General features: G+C 70.5%; 14 protein-coding genes and 1 tRNA gene. 4 read left to right on the forward strand and 11 right to left on the reverse strand.

Translation table 11 applies throughout. The annotated features are described in order from the left end of the window. Positions 1-96: 96 nt before the first annotated feature. Positions 97-552 carry a GNAT family N-acetyltransferase gene (locus ACZ7FF_RS25545; protein ID WP_470814595.1) on the reverse strand — a complete coding sequence of 152 codons (456 nt, stop codon included), beginning with the start codon at positions 550-552 and terminating at the stop codon, positions 97-99. 252 nt (positions 553-804) lie between these two features. On the opposite strand from ACZ7FF_RS25545, the gene ACZ7FF_RS25550 reads away from it, so the two are divergent. Beyond that, positions 805-1572: a response regulator transcription factor gene (locus ACZ7FF_RS25550; protein WP_470814596.1), complete on the forward strand. Its 768-nt coding sequence runs from the start codon at positions 805-807 to the stop codon at positions 1570-1572. Here the strand turns inward: ACZ7FF_RS25550 and tamR are convergent. Continuing rightward, on the reverse strand, positions 1531-2028 hold the full coding sequence (gene tamR, locus ACZ7FF_RS25555) for a MarR family transcriptional regulator TamR (RefSeq protein ID WP_470814597.1): 498 nt from the start codon (positions 2026-2028) through the stop codon (positions 1531-1533). The genes ACZ7FF_RS25550 and tamR overlap by 42 nt on opposite strands. A gap of 89 nt (positions 2029-2117) precedes the next feature. Between tamR and ACZ7FF_RS25560 the strand changes: the two genes are divergently transcribed. Beyond that, positions 2118-2936, forward strand: coding sequence for a trans-aconitate 2-methyltransferase (locus tag ACZ7FF_RS25560; RefSeq protein ID WP_470814598.1), 819 nt, complete (start codon positions 2118-2120; stop codon positions 2934-2936). 2 nt (positions 2937-2938) lie between these two features. Further along, positions 2939-3331: a VOC family protein gene (locus ACZ7FF_RS25565; protein ID WP_470814599.1), complete on the forward strand. Its 393-nt coding sequence runs from the start codon at positions 2939-2941 to the stop codon at positions 3329-3331. Positions 3332-3468: 137 nt separating this feature from the next. On the opposite strand, the gene ACZ7FF_RS25570 is transcribed toward ACZ7FF_RS25565, so the two are convergent. Together ACZ7FF_RS25570 and ACZ7FF_RS25575 are read right to left on the reverse strand one after the other, a co-directional pair. Beyond that, positions 3469-4146, reverse strand: coding sequence for a TetR family transcriptional regulator (locus tag ACZ7FF_RS25570; RefSeq protein ID WP_470814600.1), 678 nt, complete (start codon positions 4144-4146; stop codon positions 3469-3471). Continuing rightward, a complete protein-coding gene (locus tag ACZ7FF_RS25575) occupies positions 4143-5150 on the reverse strand; it encodes an acyl-CoA desaturase (RefSeq protein WP_470814601.1) in 1008 nt (335 codons plus the stop codon). Before ACZ7FF_RS25575 ends, ACZ7FF_RS25570 begins: the two co-directional genes overlap by 4 nt. A 301-nt stretch (positions 5151-5451) precedes the next feature. Between ACZ7FF_RS25575 and ppc the strand changes: the two genes are divergently transcribed. Then, complete coding sequence (gene ppc / locus ACZ7FF_RS25580) at positions 5452-8184, forward strand: phosphoenolpyruvate carboxylase (RefSeq protein ID WP_470814602.1); 2733 nt, start codon at positions 5452-5454, stop codon at positions 8182-8184. Positions 8185-8307: 123 nt separating this feature from the next. On the opposite strand, the gene ACZ7FF_RS25585 is transcribed toward ppc, so the two are convergent. The 7 genes from ACZ7FF_RS25585 to ACZ7FF_RS25615 form a co-directional block, all read right to left on the reverse strand. Next, a complete protein-coding gene (locus ACZ7FF_RS25585; protein WP_470814603.1) occupies positions 8308-8814 on the reverse strand; it encodes a hypothetical protein in 507 nt (168 codons plus the stop codon). 80 nt (positions 8815-8894) lie between these two features. Then, a complete protein-coding gene (gene pth, locus ACZ7FF_RS25590) occupies positions 8895-9497 on the reverse strand; it encodes an aminoacyl-tRNA hydrolase (protein ID WP_470814604.1) in 603 nt (200 codons plus the stop codon). A 75-nt stretch (positions 9498-9572) separates the two neighbouring features. Then, positions 9573-10169 (reverse strand): 50S ribosomal protein L25/general stress protein Ctc, encoded by a 597-nt coding sequence (locus tag ACZ7FF_RS25595; RefSeq protein ID WP_470814605.1) that lies wholly within the window; start codon positions 10167-10169, stop codon positions 9573-9575. A 199-nt stretch (positions 10170-10368) separates the two neighbouring features. Next, the gene (locus tag ACZ7FF_RS25600; protein WP_470814606.1) at positions 10369-11349 is read right to left on the reverse strand and encodes a ribose-phosphate diphosphokinase; all 981 of its coding nucleotides are present in this window, start codon (positions 11347-11349) and stop codon (positions 10369-10371) included. Between the two features lie 154 nt (positions 11350-11503). Next, positions 11504-12952: a bifunctional UDP-N-acetylglucosamine diphosphorylase/glucosamine-1-phosphate N-acetyltransferase GlmU gene (glmU, locus tag ACZ7FF_RS25605; protein ID WP_470814607.1), complete on the reverse strand. Its 1449-nt coding sequence runs from the start codon at positions 12950-12952 to the stop codon at positions 11504-11506. Between the two features lie 120 nt (positions 12953-13072). Beyond that, a tRNA-Gln gene (locus ACZ7FF_RS25610) sits at positions 13073-13148 on the reverse strand. Between the two features lie 14 nt (positions 13149-13162). Beyond that, positions 13163-13342, reverse strand: a complete 180-nt coding sequence (locus ACZ7FF_RS25615) for a hypothetical protein (protein ID WP_470814734.1) — start codon at positions 13340-13342, stop codon at positions 13163-13165. Position 13343 lies beyond the last annotated feature (1 nt).

Raw genomic sequence — 13343 nt, forward strand, 5'->3', positions numbered from 1 at the left:
TGTGTGGGGCCGGCGGTCTTTGGGCCTGCCGCTGCCTCCGGCGTCCGAACCGGCCGTGCCGTCGGCCCGCCGCTTCTCGTGGCGGGGTGACCCCCGTCAGGGCAGGCGCTTGGTGAGTGTGTACTCGGTGATGCCCGGCGGATAGTCGGGGATCACCGACACCACCTCGTAGCCCTGCTTGCGGTAGAAGTCCGGGGCCTGGAAGTCCCAGGTCTCCAGCCGGGCGGCGGTGCAGGCGCGGTCGGTGGCGGCGATGCGCTCGGCCTCGCCGAGGAGCCGGGAGCCGAGGCCCGTGCCGCGGTGACGGGCGTCGACCCACAGGTAGGTGACGTGCAGCCAGGTGGTCCAGGTGTGGCCGACCAGGCCGCCCGCCAGGCCGCCCGAGGCGTCCATGGCCCAGACGTGCAGCGGGACCTCGCGTTCGCCGGGCGTGCCGCGCAGGGCCGCGAGCACAGGGGAGGCCGCTGTGTTGGTGGCCCGAAGCCGCGAGTGGAGCAGATCACGTCGCCCTTTGTCGACTTCCGCCTCAATACGAAACATGCGGCACACCATAAACGCGCCAGACGGCCAGTTCTGCAAATCGGCTTCCGCTGTCGGCTCCCATCCGTACTCTGAGGAACAGCACCGGTGGGGGCCGGTGCCGATCAGGGGGCGAGACAGGCGGGTTCGGCGCTCGCGGTGGGGGTAGCAGTTTCCGCGACGGCGGCGGCCGTGCGGAGGGGTGACCTTTCCGCGGGTGTCGTCCCCGCGCAGATCACCCGCGCAGATCCCCTGCTCCACGCGGAGCCTGGGGAAGGGGGTTTCGTGGTTCGTATCCGAGTCCTGGTCGTGGACGACCACCGCATCTTCGCCGAGTCGCTCGCCGCCGCACTGGCCGCCGAGCCCGACGTCGACGTCTTCGCGGCCGGCAGCGGCCCCGCCGCGCTGCGCTGCCTGGAGCGGGCGGCCGCCGAGGGCCGCCGCTACGACGTCCTCCTCGTCGACGCCGACCTGGGCGGCGGCCTGCCCGGCGTGCGCCCGGCCGTGCCCGTGCAGGACGGCGACGAGGACGGCCTGGTCGACGGGATCTCGCTGGTCGCGGGCGTCCGGTCCGCGCAGCCCGCCGTACGGACCGTCGTCCTCGCCGAGAAGGACGACCCGCGCCGCGCCGCCCTGGCGCTGGGCGCCGGCGCCTCCGGCTGGGTCGCCAAGGACTGCTCCCTGTCCCGCCTGCTGACCGTCGTACGAGGCGTGCTGCGCGACGAGACGCATCTGCCGCCCGCCCTGCTCACCGGCGTCCTCAAGGAGCTGACGGCCGCCCGCAAGCACCGCACCGAGAGCGAGCGGCTGGTCGAGTCCCTCACGCCGAGGGAGCGCGAGGTGCTCAGGTGCATGGTCGCGGGCCTCGGCCGCAAGGCCGTCGCCGAACGGCTGTACCTCTCCCCGCACACCGTCCGCACCCATATGCAGAACGTCCTGGGCAAGCTCGGCGTCCACTCCACCCTGGCCGCCGTCGCGCTCGCCCGGCGGGCCGGGGTGGGCCCGGTCGACCTAACCGGGGATGTTGTCGAACGGGGCGGTCAACTGGCGTAGCAGCCCGGCGAGTTCCGCGCGCTGCGCGCGGGACAGCTCGCCGAGGATCGCCCGCTCCTGCTCCAGCAGGCCCGCGAGCGCCTGGTCGGCGCGGTCCCGGCCGGTCTCGGTCAGCCGGACCAGCACACCCCGCCGGTCGCTCGGGTCGGGCAGCCGCTCCACCAGGCCCTTCTTGGCGAGCCGGTCGATCCGGTTGGTCATCGTGCCCGAGGTGACGAGGGTCTGCGTCAGCAGCTGCCCGGGGGAGAGCTGGTACGGCGTGCCCGCGCGCCGGAGCGCGGTCAGCACGTCGAACTCCCACGGCTCCAGCTGGTGCTCGGCGAACGCGAGCCGGCGCGCGCGGTCCAGGTGCCGGGCGAGCCGGCTCACCCGGCTGAGCACTTCCAGCGGCTCCACATCGAGGTCCGGACGCTCCCGGCGCCACGCTGCGACCAGCCGATCGACCTCGTCCTCCATGGAGATCAGTGTAGTGGTTGTGTCGACGTGAAGTCTCTTGATGTCGAGTCTCTTGACATCAAGAGACTTGGTTGGGGAAAGTGGAGGACATGACGAACACCGCATGGGACCCCGCCCAGTACCTCCGCCACGCAGGCCACCGCGCCCGCCCCTTCACCGACCTGCTCGCACGGATTCCCGACCTGCCCGCGGGCGACGCCCGCCCCCGCATCGCCGACCTCGGCTGCGGACCGGGCAACGTCACCGTCCTGCTCGCCGCACGCTGGCCCACCGCGCACATCACCGGCTACGACAACTCGCCCGAGATGCTCGACAAGGCCCACGTCGACCACGAGGGCCCGACGAAGGGCGGCGGCCGACTGGACTTCGCCCACGCCGACGCCCGCACCTGGACCCCCGGGGAGCCGCACGACCTGATCGTCAGCAACGCCACCCTCCAGTGGGTGCCCGGCCACATCGACCGCTTCGCCGACTGGATCGCCGCCCTCGCACCGGGCGGCACCCTCGCCTTCCAGATCCCGGACAACATCGACGCCCCGCTGCACGCCCTCATGCGCGAACTGGCAGCCACCCCCCGCTGGAAGTCCCGCCTCGCCGACCTCCTGCGCCGCACCGACTCCGTGCACACCCCGGGCGCCTACCTGGACCGCCTCGCCCGCCTCGGCTGCGCCGCCGACGTCTGGCAGACCACGTACTTCCACGTCCTCGACGGCGAGGACCCGGTCCTGGACTGGGTGAAGGGGACCGGTCTGCGGCCCGCCCTGACCGCGCTCGCCGACGACCCCGAGGCGCGCGACGCCTTCCTCACCGAGTACCGGGACCTGCTGCGGGAGGCCTACCCGACGGCCGGCTACGGCACCGTGATGCCCTTCCGCCGGCTGTTCGCCGTGGCCGTCAAGGAGGCCTGAGCGTGCTGGTCGCCGTCGACCACGTGCAGCTCGCGGCCCCGCCCGGAGCCGAGGACGCGCTGCGGTCGTACTACGCCGGCGTCCTCGGCATGACGGAGATCCCGAAGCCACCCGTGCTCGCGGCCCGCGGCGGCTGCTGGTTCGAGGCGGGCTCCGTCCGGCTCCACCTGGGCGTCGAGCAGGACTTCCACCCCGCGAAGAAGGCCCACCCGGGGCTCGTCGTGCAGGACATCGAGGCGTACGCGGCCCGGCTCACCGCCCTCGGCGCGCCCGTGACCTGGGACGACAACCTCCCCGGCCGGCTGCGCTTCTCCTCTCGGGACCCGGTCGGCAACCGCCTGGAGTTCCTCAGCCCCGACAGCCGATCAGCGTCCACCGGACGAACACCAGCGTGACGGCCGGCGCGATCAGCGGGCAGAGCGCCCGGCCCAGCCTGCTCCAGCCGCCCCGGTCCACCGGCACCCAGGCCCCCCAAGGGCTCCCGGGCCACCTTCACCGGCTCGGCGTCGGCTCCCGCTCCCGCCGCCGGGGGCTAGGCCTTGCGGTGTCCTATCAGGCGGGGCTTCTGCTCCAGGCCGTCCAGGCCGTGCCAGGCCAGATTCACCAGATGGGCCGCCACCTCGGCCTTCTTCGGACGGCGGACGTCCAGCCACCACTGGCCGGTCAGGGCGACCATGCCGACCAGCGCCTGGGCGTACAGCGGAGCCAGCTTCGGGTCGAAGCCCCGGGACTTGAACTCACGGCCCAGGATGTCCTCCACCTGGGTCGCGATGTCGGAGATCAGCGAGGCGAAGGAACCCGTGGACTGCGGGATGGGGGAGTCACGGACCAGGATGCGGAAACCGTCCGTGTACTCCTCGATGTAGTCCAGCAGCGCGAACGCGGCCTGCTCGCACAGTTCACGGGGATGGCCGGCCGTCAGCGAGCCGGTCACCATGTCCAGCAGCCGCCGCATCTCACGGTCGACCACCACCGCGTACAGGCCTTCCTTGCCGCCGAAGTGCTCGTACACCACCGGCTTGGAGACCCCGGCCTTCGCCGCGATCTCCTCCACCGACGTGCCCTCGAAACCCTTCGCCGCGAAGAGAGTCCGACCGATCTCCAGCAGCTGCTGGCGGCGCTCCGCACCGGTCATACGGGTCCGGCGAGTCCGCCGCTGCTTGTCATTTCCGGGATTGCTGCTGGAATCGGTCGCCACGGCGTCAATCATGCCGCCTCGGCGGCCTCCTTCCGGCTCCCGGAGCCGCCTTCCCCGGTGTTCCGGCGCGAATCGATACGCGAGCGTGACGGCCAGCGCACGTCGTACGCCCAGCCGAGGAGCTCGAAGATGCGGATGAACCGCGCCGAGGAGTCGATCTGGCCGCGCATCACCCCGTGCCGCGCCGACGTCGGGTCGGCGTGGTGCAGGTTGTGCCAGGACTCACCGCAGGACAGGACCGCCAGCCACCACACGTTGCCCGAACGGTCCCGCGACTTGAACGGCCGCTTGCCCACCGCGTGACAGATCGAGTTGATCGACCAGGTCACATGGTGCAGCAGCGCCACCCGGACGAGTGAACCCCAGAAGAACGCGGTCACCGCGCCCCACCAGGACATCGTCACCAGACCACCGATCAGCGGCGGCAGCGCCAGCGACACCGCCGTCCACAGCACGAACTGCCGGGAGACCGCACGGATCGCCGGGTCCTTGATCAGATCCGGCGCGTACTTGTCCTGCGGGGTCTGCTCCTCGTCGAACATCCAGCCGATGTGCGCCCACCACAGGCCCTTCATCAGCGCCGGAACCGTCTCGCCGAACCGCCACGGCGAGTGCGGATCGCCCTCCGCGTCGGAGAACTTGTGGTGCTTACGATGATCGGCCACCCAGCGCACCAGGGGCCCCTCGACCGCCAGCGAGCCCATGACCGCCAGCGCGATCCGCAGGGGCCGCTTCGCCTTGAACGAACCATGGGTGAAGTACCGGTGGAAGCCGATCGTGATGCCGTGGCAGCCGAGGAAGTAGAAGAACACCAGCAGGCCCATGTCGAGCCAGCTGACCCCCCAGCCCCAGGCCAGCGGCACCGCCGCCACCAGAGCCAGGAACGGCACGACGATGAAGAGCAGCAGCGTGATCTGCTCGACCGAACCCTTCCGCTCACCGCCCAGCGTCGCGGAGGATGCGGAAGTGTCGGTGGCCTTGACGGATTCTGCGATCACATCGGAACTTGAGGTCATGCGCGTCCCCTGTGGGGTCGAGGGTCGAGGCAGGTGCCGGGCCGCCGGGACCGACGGGACTCGACGGTAGTTCCCTACGGTTCCGTAACCTACGGCGTCGTAAGTATGGCAGCGTGTCGCGCGGCGGCAAGAGCCCCAGAGCCTGCGCGTCCGCATGGACACCTATCCTTGGAGTCGGTCGGACAGCGCGGTCCGCTGAAGTTTCCTTCCCGGACGCTCCGGCCCGTATGCGGCCCCCGCCGCGTGGCGGACGGACGGGTTCCCTCCCAGACGAGCTTCAACACTGCAAGGAGCCGCACCTGTGAGCAGTGCCGACGACCAGACCACCACGACCAGCAGCGAGCTGCGCGCCGACATCCGCCGCCTGGGTGACCTCCTGGGCGAGACCCTCGTCCGGCAGGAGGGCCCCGAGCTCCTCGACCTGGTCGAAAAGGTCCGCCGCCTCACCCGCGAGGACGGCGACGCCGCCGCCGAACTGCTGCGCGGCACCGAACTGGAGACCGCCGCCAAGCTGGTACGCGCCTTCTCCACCTACTTCCACCTGGCCAACGTCACCGAGCAGGTGCACCGGGGCCGCGAGCTGCGCGCCCGGCGCGCAGCCGAGGGCGGCCTCCTCGCCCGCACGGCCGACCGCCTCAAGGACGCCGACCCCGAGCACCTCAGGGACAGCGTCCAGAACCTCAACGTCCGCCCGGTCTTCACCGCGCACCCCACCGAGGCCGCACGCCGGTCCGTCCTCAACAAGCTCCGGCGCATCGCCGCGCTCCTGGACACCCCCGTCCTCGACTCCGACCGCCGCCGCCACGACGTCCGCCTCGCCGAGAACATCGACCTCGTGTGGCAGACCGACGAACTGCGCGTCGTACGGCCCGAACCGGCCGACGAGGCCCGCAACGCCATCTACTACCTCGACGAACTCCACGCCGAGGCCGTCGGCGACGTCCTGGAGGACCTGACCGCCGAACTCGAGCGCGTCGGCGTCAAGCTGCCCGACGACACCCGCCCCCTCACCTTCGGCACCTGGATCGGCGGCGACCGCGACGGCAACCCCAACGTCACCCCCCAGGTCACCTGGGACATCCTCATCCTCCAGCACGAACACGGCATCAACGACGCCCTGGAGATGATCGACGAGCTGCGCGGACTGCTCTCCAACTCCATCCGCTACGCCGGCGCCACCGAGGCACTACTGGAGTCCCTCGGGGCCGACCTCGACCGGCTGCCCGAGATCAGCCCCCGCTACAAGCGCCTCAACGCCGAGGAGCCCTACCGCCTCAAGGCCACCTGCATCCGGCAGAAGCTGGAGAACACCAAGCAGCGCCTCGCCAAGGGCACCTCGCACGAGCCCGGCCGCGACTACCTCGGCACGGGCGAACTCCTGGACGACCTCAGGCTCATCCAGACCTCGCTGCGCGAGCACCGCGGCGGTCTCTTCGCCGACGGACGCCTCTCCCGCACCATCCGCACCCTGGCCGCCTTCGGCCTCCAGCTCGCCACCATGGACGTCCGCGAACACGCCGACGCCCACCACCACGCCCTCGGACAGCTCTTCGACCGCCTCGGCGAGGAGTCCTGGCGCTACGCCGACATGCCCCGCGAGTACCGCACCAAGCTCCTCGCCAAGGAACTGCGCTCCCGCAGGCCGCTCGCCCCCATCCCGGCCCCCGTCGACGCGGCCGGCGCCAAGACCCTCGGCGTCTTCGAGACCGTCAAGCGCGCCCTGGAGGTCTTCGGCCCCGAGGTCATCGAGTCCTACATCATCTCCATGTGCCAGGGCGCCGACGACGTCTTCGCCGCCGCCGTCCTCGCCCGCGAGGCCGGCCTCCTCGACCTGCACGCCGGCTGGGCGAGGATCGGCATCGTCCCCCTCCTGGAGACCACCGACGAGCTGCGCGCCGCCGACACCATCCTCGAGGACATGCTCTCCGACCCGTCCTACCGGCGCCTGGTCGCGCTGCGCGGCGACGTCCAGGAGGTCATGCTCGGCTACTCCGACTCCTCCAAGTTCGGCGGCATCACCACCAGCCAGTGGGAGATCCACCGCGCCCAGCGTCGCCTGCGCGACGTCGCCCACCGCTACGGCGTCCGCCTGCGCCTCTTCCACGGCCGCGGCGGCACCGTCGGCCGCGGCGGCGGCCCCTCCCACGACGCCATCCTCGCCCAGCCCTGGGGCACCCTCGAGGGCGAGATCAAGGTGACCGAACAGGGCGAGGTCATCTCCGACAAGTACCTCATCCCGTCGCTCGCCCGGGAGAACCTGGAACTGACCGTCGCGGCCACCCTCCAGGCCTCCGCCCTGCACACCGCCCCCCGCCAGTCCGACGAGGCCCTCGCCCGCTGGGACGCGGCGATGGACGTGGTCTCCGACGCCGCCCACGCCGCCTACCGCCGCCTGGTCGAGGACCCCGACCTGCCGACGTACTTCCTCGCTTCCACGCCCGTCGACCAGCTCGCCGAGCTGCACCTGGGCTCGCGGCCCTCCCGCCGCCCCGGCTCGGGCGTCTCGCTCGACGGTCTGCGCGCCATCCCGTGGGTGTTCGGCTGGACCCAGTCCCGGCAGATCGTGCCCGGCTGGTTCGGCGTCGGCTCCGGCCTCAAGGCGCTGCGGGAGACCGGTCTGGACACCGTGCTCGGCGAGATGCACGAACAGTGGCACTTCTTCCGCAACTTCATCTCCAACGTCGAGATGACCCTCGCCAAGACCGACCTGCGGATCGCCCAGCACTACGTCGACACCCTCGTCCCCGACGAACTCAAGCACGTGTTCGACACCATCAGGGCCGAGCACGAACTGACCGTCCGCGAGGTCCTGCGCATCACCGGCGAGAGCGAACTCCTCGACGCCCAGCCCGACCTGAGGCAGACCTTCACCATCCGCGACGCCTACCTGGACCCGATCTCCTACCTCCAGGTCACCCTGCTCAAGCGCCAGCGCGAGGCGGCCGCCGCCGGAGACGACCCCGACCCGCTGCTCTCCCGCGCCCTGCTCCTCACCGTCAACGGCGTGGCAGCCGGCCTGCGCAACACCGGCTGACCCTTCCGGGCCGACAGCCGGCACAAAGGTGCCCCCGGGGCCGTACGATCCCGGGGGCACCCCCATGTCCGCATCGGCTCACGGCGCCAGCGCTCACGGCGCCGGCGCTCACCGGACGGCGGCTCACTGGACGAGCGCGAACGCCAGGCTCAGCAACCCCACGCCCGACAGCCCCAGCACCCACGCCGCCCGCGTCAGCCGCATCCCGCCCGCGACCACCACCGAGGCCAGCAGCAGCGCCCCGCCCAGCGGCACCCAGGCGTACAGGATCCCCGCCGGCCCGGACCGCAGCGCCTCCCCGGTGTCCGGCTTCAGCACGACGTCGTACGTCTGCCCCCGCCGCACCGCGACCGACTTCTCGATCTCCACCCGCGCGCGGGCCCGCGCCCCCGCCGACGACGGCGTGAACGGCCCGCTGCACACATCCCCGGCGCACGCCGTCACCCTGACCGTGCCCTGCTCACGCCCCTTGGTCAGCATCACGTGCTGCGCGGTCTTCCAGGAACCCCACACCCCGGCGAAAAGGATCAGCACGGCGATCGCACCCGTCGCCGAGACCCGCCCGAACCGCAACGCGGACACGGACGCCTGGCGAGTACTGCTGGCGGTGGCTGGCATGGCCGGGATCATTGGCCATACCCCCACGACCGGTCAACTCGCCCGGACCTCAAGGCCGGACAAGTCAGGAGTTGTACGACGCCCGGGCGCGCCTACGCGTTGTACGCGCTCTGCGCCCGCTCCAGCCCCTCGGTCACCAGACACTCCACCGCGTCCGCCGCACGGTCCACGAAGTAGTCCAGCTCCTTGCGCTCCGCCGACGCGAAGTCCTTCAGCACGAAGTCCGCGACCTGCATCCGCCCCGGCGGCCGTCCGATCCCGAACCGCACCCGGTGGTAGTCCGCACCCATCGCCTTCGTCATCGACTTCAGGCCGTTGTGCCCGTTGTCACCGCCGCCCAGCTTCAGCCGCAGCGTGCCGTAGTCGATGTCCAGCTCGTCATGGACCGCGACGATGTTCCCCACCGGAACCTTGTAGAAGTCCCGCAGCGCGTTCACCGGACCGCCCGACAGGTTCATGTACGACATCGGCTTGGCCAGGACCACCCGCCGGTTCGCCGGCCCCACCGGACCGATCCGCCCCTCCAGCACCTGCGCCTGCGCCTTGCCCGCCCGCTTGAACTTCCCCCCGATCCGCTCCGCGAGCAGGTCCGCCACCATGAAGCCGACGTTGTGCCGGTTCATGGCGTACTCCGGCCCGGGATTACCGAGCCCGACGATCAGCCAGGGGCCGCTGGCAGGGGTGGTCACGTCCATGTCTCCTTGATACGCGCCAGCCGCCGCCTCCCGCGAGGGAGACAGCGGCTGAACCGATGATGACGACGGCGAGGATCAGGCCTCGGCGACCTCTTCGCCCTCGGCGGCCTCCTCGCCCTCGGCCTCCTCGACCTGCGCGGCCAGGACCTGCAGGACGACGGCGTCCTCCTCGACGGCCAGGGTCACGCCACCGGGAAGCTTGATGTCCTTGGCGTGGACGGAGGCGCCGGCCTCCAGGCCCTCCACGGAGACCGTGACGGCCTCGGGGATGTGCGTGGCCTCGGCCTCGACCGGCAGCGCGTTCAGCACGTGCTCGAGCAGGTTGCCACCCGGGGCCAGCTCGCCCTCGGCGTGCACCGGAACCTCGACGGTGACCTTCTCGCCACGCTTGACCAGCAGCAGGTCGACGTGCTCGAGGAAGCCCTTGATCGGGTCGCGCTGCACGGACTTCGGGATCGCCAGCTCGTTGGTCTTGCCGTCGATGTCCAGGGAGATCAGGACGTTCGGCGTACGCAGCGCCAGCAGCAGCTCGTGGCCCGGCAGGGTCAGGTGCAGCGGGTCGGAGCCGTGGCCGTACAGGACACCGGGAACCTTGTTGTCACGGCGGATGCGACGGGCGGCACCCTTGCCGAACTCGCTGCGGGTCTCGACGGTGAGCTTGACCTCGGACATGCGGATCACTCCTCGTAGGAAAGCGAACGGACGTGGTCACCCGGCCACGAACGGCCTGCTACGAAGAGCGCGTCGATAACGGATCGCCGTACACACGGGTACGGCCTCCCTCGCCGAGCAACTGGAGCAGTCTACTCGGATGGGGAGGCCGTACTCAAAAGGATCTTCGGCTACCTCGCGGGGCGGGGCTGCAGAAACCTCACTGCTCGTCGAAGAGGCTGGTCACCGAACCGTCCTCGAACACCTCACGCACCGCACTCGCGATCGTCGGAGCGATCGACAGCACCGTGATCTTGTCCAGGTCCCGGCCCAGCTCCGCCGGCGTCGGCAGCGTGTTCGTGAACACGAACTCACTCACCCGCGAGTTCTTCAGCCGGTCCGCGGCCGGACCCGACAGCACACCGTGCGTCGCCGTCACGATGACGTCCTCCGCACCGTGCGCGAACAGCGCGTCCGCCGCCGCGCAGATCGTGCCACCGGTGTCGATCATGTCGTCCACCAGCACACACACGCGGCCCTTGACCTCACCCACGACCTCGTGGACGGTCACCTGGTTCGCCACGTCCTTGTCACGCCGCTTGTGCACGATCGCCAGCGGCGCACCCAGCCGGTCGCACCACCGGTCCGCCACCCGCACCCGGCCCGCGTCCGGGGACACCACCGTCAGCTTGTTCCGGTCCACCTTCTCGCCCACGTAGTCCGCCAGCAGCGGCAGCGCGAACAGGTGGTCCACCGGACCGTCGAAGAAGCCCTGGATCTGGTCCGTGTGCAGATCCACGGTCAGAATCCGGTCGGCACCCGCCGTCTTCATCAGATCCGCGATCAGACGCGCCGAAATCGGTTCACGACCCCGGTGCTTCTTGTCCTGCCGCGCGTAACCGTAGAACGGCACGATCACCGTGATGGAGCGGGCCGACGCACGCTTCAGCGCGTCGATCATGATCAGCTGCTCCATGATCCACTGGTTGATCGGAGCCGTGTGGCTCTGGATCACGAAGCAGTCCGCACCACGCGCCGACTCCTGGTAACGGACGTAGATCTCGCCGTTCGCGAAGTCGAAGGACTTCGTGGGGACGACCCCGACACCCAGCTGCTGGGCGACCTCCTCGGCAAGCTCGGGGTGGGCGCGGCCGGAGAAGAACATCATCTTCTTCTCGCCGGTCGTCTTGATCCCGGTCACAGCACAGTCTCCTCAGAGGTTGTCTCAGCCAGCCGACCGCTCGTACGACCTCCCGTCAGGACACGAGAGGCCGAATCGGCTGGTAGGGATGCGGGTGCACGTGTGCGGATGTGCACTTATCACGGTACGCCGTGTTCGGCGCACGCGTTTCCGGTCAGTCCTCGCTCTCGCCCCGCCGGGACGCCGCCTCGGCCGCCTTCGCCGCCGAGCTCCCCGGCCGCTTCCGAGCCACCCAACCCTCGATATTCCGCTGCTGACCACGGGCCACGGCCAGCGAACCGGGCGGCACGTCCTTCGTGATCACGGACCCGGCGGCGGTGTACGCACCGTCCCCGACCGTGACAGGAGCCACAAACATGTTGTCCGACCCCGTCTTGCAGTGCGACCCGACGGTCGTGTGGTGCTTGCTCTCACCGTCGTAGTTCACGAACACACTCGCCGCACCGATGTTCGTGAAGTCACCGATCGTCGCGTCACCCACGTACGACAGGTGCGGAACCTTCGTCCCCTCGCCGATCGAGGAGTTCTTCGTCTCGACGTACGTACCGATCTTCGCCCTCACCCCGAGCCGCGTCCCCGGCCGCAGATACGCGTACGGCCCCACGGACGCCTCCGCGCCGATGCGCGCACCCTCCGACACCGTGTTGTCCACCCGCGCTCCGGCGCCCACCCTCGTGTCGTTCAGCCGGCTGTTCGGCCCGACCTCGGCCCCCTCGCCGATCTGCGTCGAACCGGTGAGCTGCGTGCCCGGATGCACGACGGCGTCCCGCCCGAACGTCACCGTCACGTCCACCCAGGTCGTCGCCGGGTCGACGATCGTGACCCCGTCCAGCATGGCCCGGGTCAGCAGCCGGTCGTTCAGGATCCGGCGCGCCTCCGCCAGCTGCACCCGGTTGTTGATCCCCGCGATCTCCCGGTGATCGGCGGCCACCGAGGCCCCCACCCGGTGCCCCGCCTCGCGCAGGATCCCCAGCACGTCGGTGAGGTACTCCTCGCCCTGGCTGTTGTTCTTCCGCACCTTCGTCAGCGCGTCCGCCAGCAGCCGCCCGTCGAACGCGAACACCCCGCTGTTGATCTCCCGGACCGCCCGCTGGGCCTCGGTCGCGTCCTTGTGCTCGACGATCGCCGTCACGGCCCCCGTCTCCTCGTCCCGCACGATCCGGCCGTATCCGGTCGCGTCCGGGACCTCCGCGGTCAGCACGGTCACGGCGTTGCCGTCGGCGTGGTGCGTCTCGGCGAGCTGCTGCAGGGTGTCGGCGGTGAGCAGGGGCGTGTCCCCGCACACGACCACGACGGTCCCCTCGACGGCGCCGCCCAGCTCCTCCAGGCCCATCCGCACGGCGTGCCCGGTGCCGTTCTGCTCCGCCTGCACCGCCGTGCGCACGGACGGGTCGATCTCGGTCAGGTGCGCGGTGACCTGCTCACGGGCGTGGCCGACGACGACGACCAGGCTCTCGGGCTTCAACTCGCGGGAGGCGGCCAGCACATGGCCCACCAGGGAACGGCCGCAGATCTGATGCAGCACCTTCGGCGTGGCCGACTTCATACGGGTGCCCTCACCCGCTGCGAGAACGACGACTGCTGCCGGGCGGATGGCACTCACGGGGTTGCCCTTCGGCTCTGAATGGGTGGGACAGCCGCAGGATACCGGGGGGAGGTTTGGGGGGTATGAGTGCGGGCCCTGACCATGCAGTCAGGGCCCGAACCGAAGTCTTGTCAGCTGTGGCTCCCCCGCAAGGATTCGAACCTTGTCCTGCTGGTACCAAAAACCAGTGTGCTGCCAGTTACACCACGGGGGACAGCGTCTCAGACCTTACCCGAGACGTGCCTGCGCCTGGGCCACGATCCCGTTCCACCAGCCTTCGACGGCGTTGTAGAGGCGGGCGCTTCGGGCCACACCGATCTGCCGGAGGCTGTGGCCCGCCCGGCGCAGGGCGACGGCCCGCTTCCGCAACCCCTCGAAGTCGGCGTATGTGCCGGGTGCATGTGTCATA

The organism is Streptomyces sp. NPDC037126, assembly GCF_055605965.1.

What these genes read in the sequence shown, in the direction of transcription:
- pth (WP_470814604.1), bottom strand. Translation starts at nt 9,497, where the DNA reads ATGGACGTGACCACCCCTGCCAGCGGCCCCTGGCTGATCGTCGGGCTC.
- ACZ7FF_RS25595 (WP_470814605.1), bottom strand. Translation starts at nt 10,169, where the DNA reads ATGTCCGAGGTCAAGCTCACCGTCGAGACCCGCAGCGAGTTCGGCAAG.
- ACZ7FF_RS25575 (WP_470814601.1), bottom strand. Translation starts at nt 5,150, where the DNA reads ATGACCTCAAGTTCCGATGTGATCGCAGAATCCGTCAAGGCCACCGAC.
- ACZ7FF_RS25615 (WP_470814734.1), bottom strand. Translation starts at nt 13,342, where the DNA reads ATGACACATGCACCCGGCACATACGCCGACTTCGAGGGGTTGCGGAAG.
- ACZ7FF_RS25570 (WP_470814600.1), bottom strand. Translation starts at nt 4,146, where the DNA reads ATGATTGACGCCGTGGCGACCGATTCCAGCAGCAATCCCGGAAATGAC.
- ACZ7FF_RS25585 (WP_470814603.1), bottom strand. Translation starts at nt 8,814, where the DNA reads ATGATCCCGGCCATGCCAGCCACCGCCAGCAGTACTCGCCAGGCGTCC.
- ACZ7FF_RS25545 (WP_470814595.1), bottom strand. Translation starts at nt 552, where the DNA reads ATGGTGTGCCGCATGTTTCGTATTGAGGCGGAAGTCGACAAAGGGCGA.
- ACZ7FF_RS25560 (WP_470814598.1), top strand. Translation starts at nt 2,118, where the DNA reads ATGACGAACACCGCATGGGACCCCGCCCAGTACCTCCGCCACGCAGGC.
- tamR (WP_470814597.1), bottom strand. Translation starts at nt 2,028, where the DNA reads ATGGAGGACGAGGTCGATCGGCTGGTCGCAGCGTGGCGCCGGGAGCGT.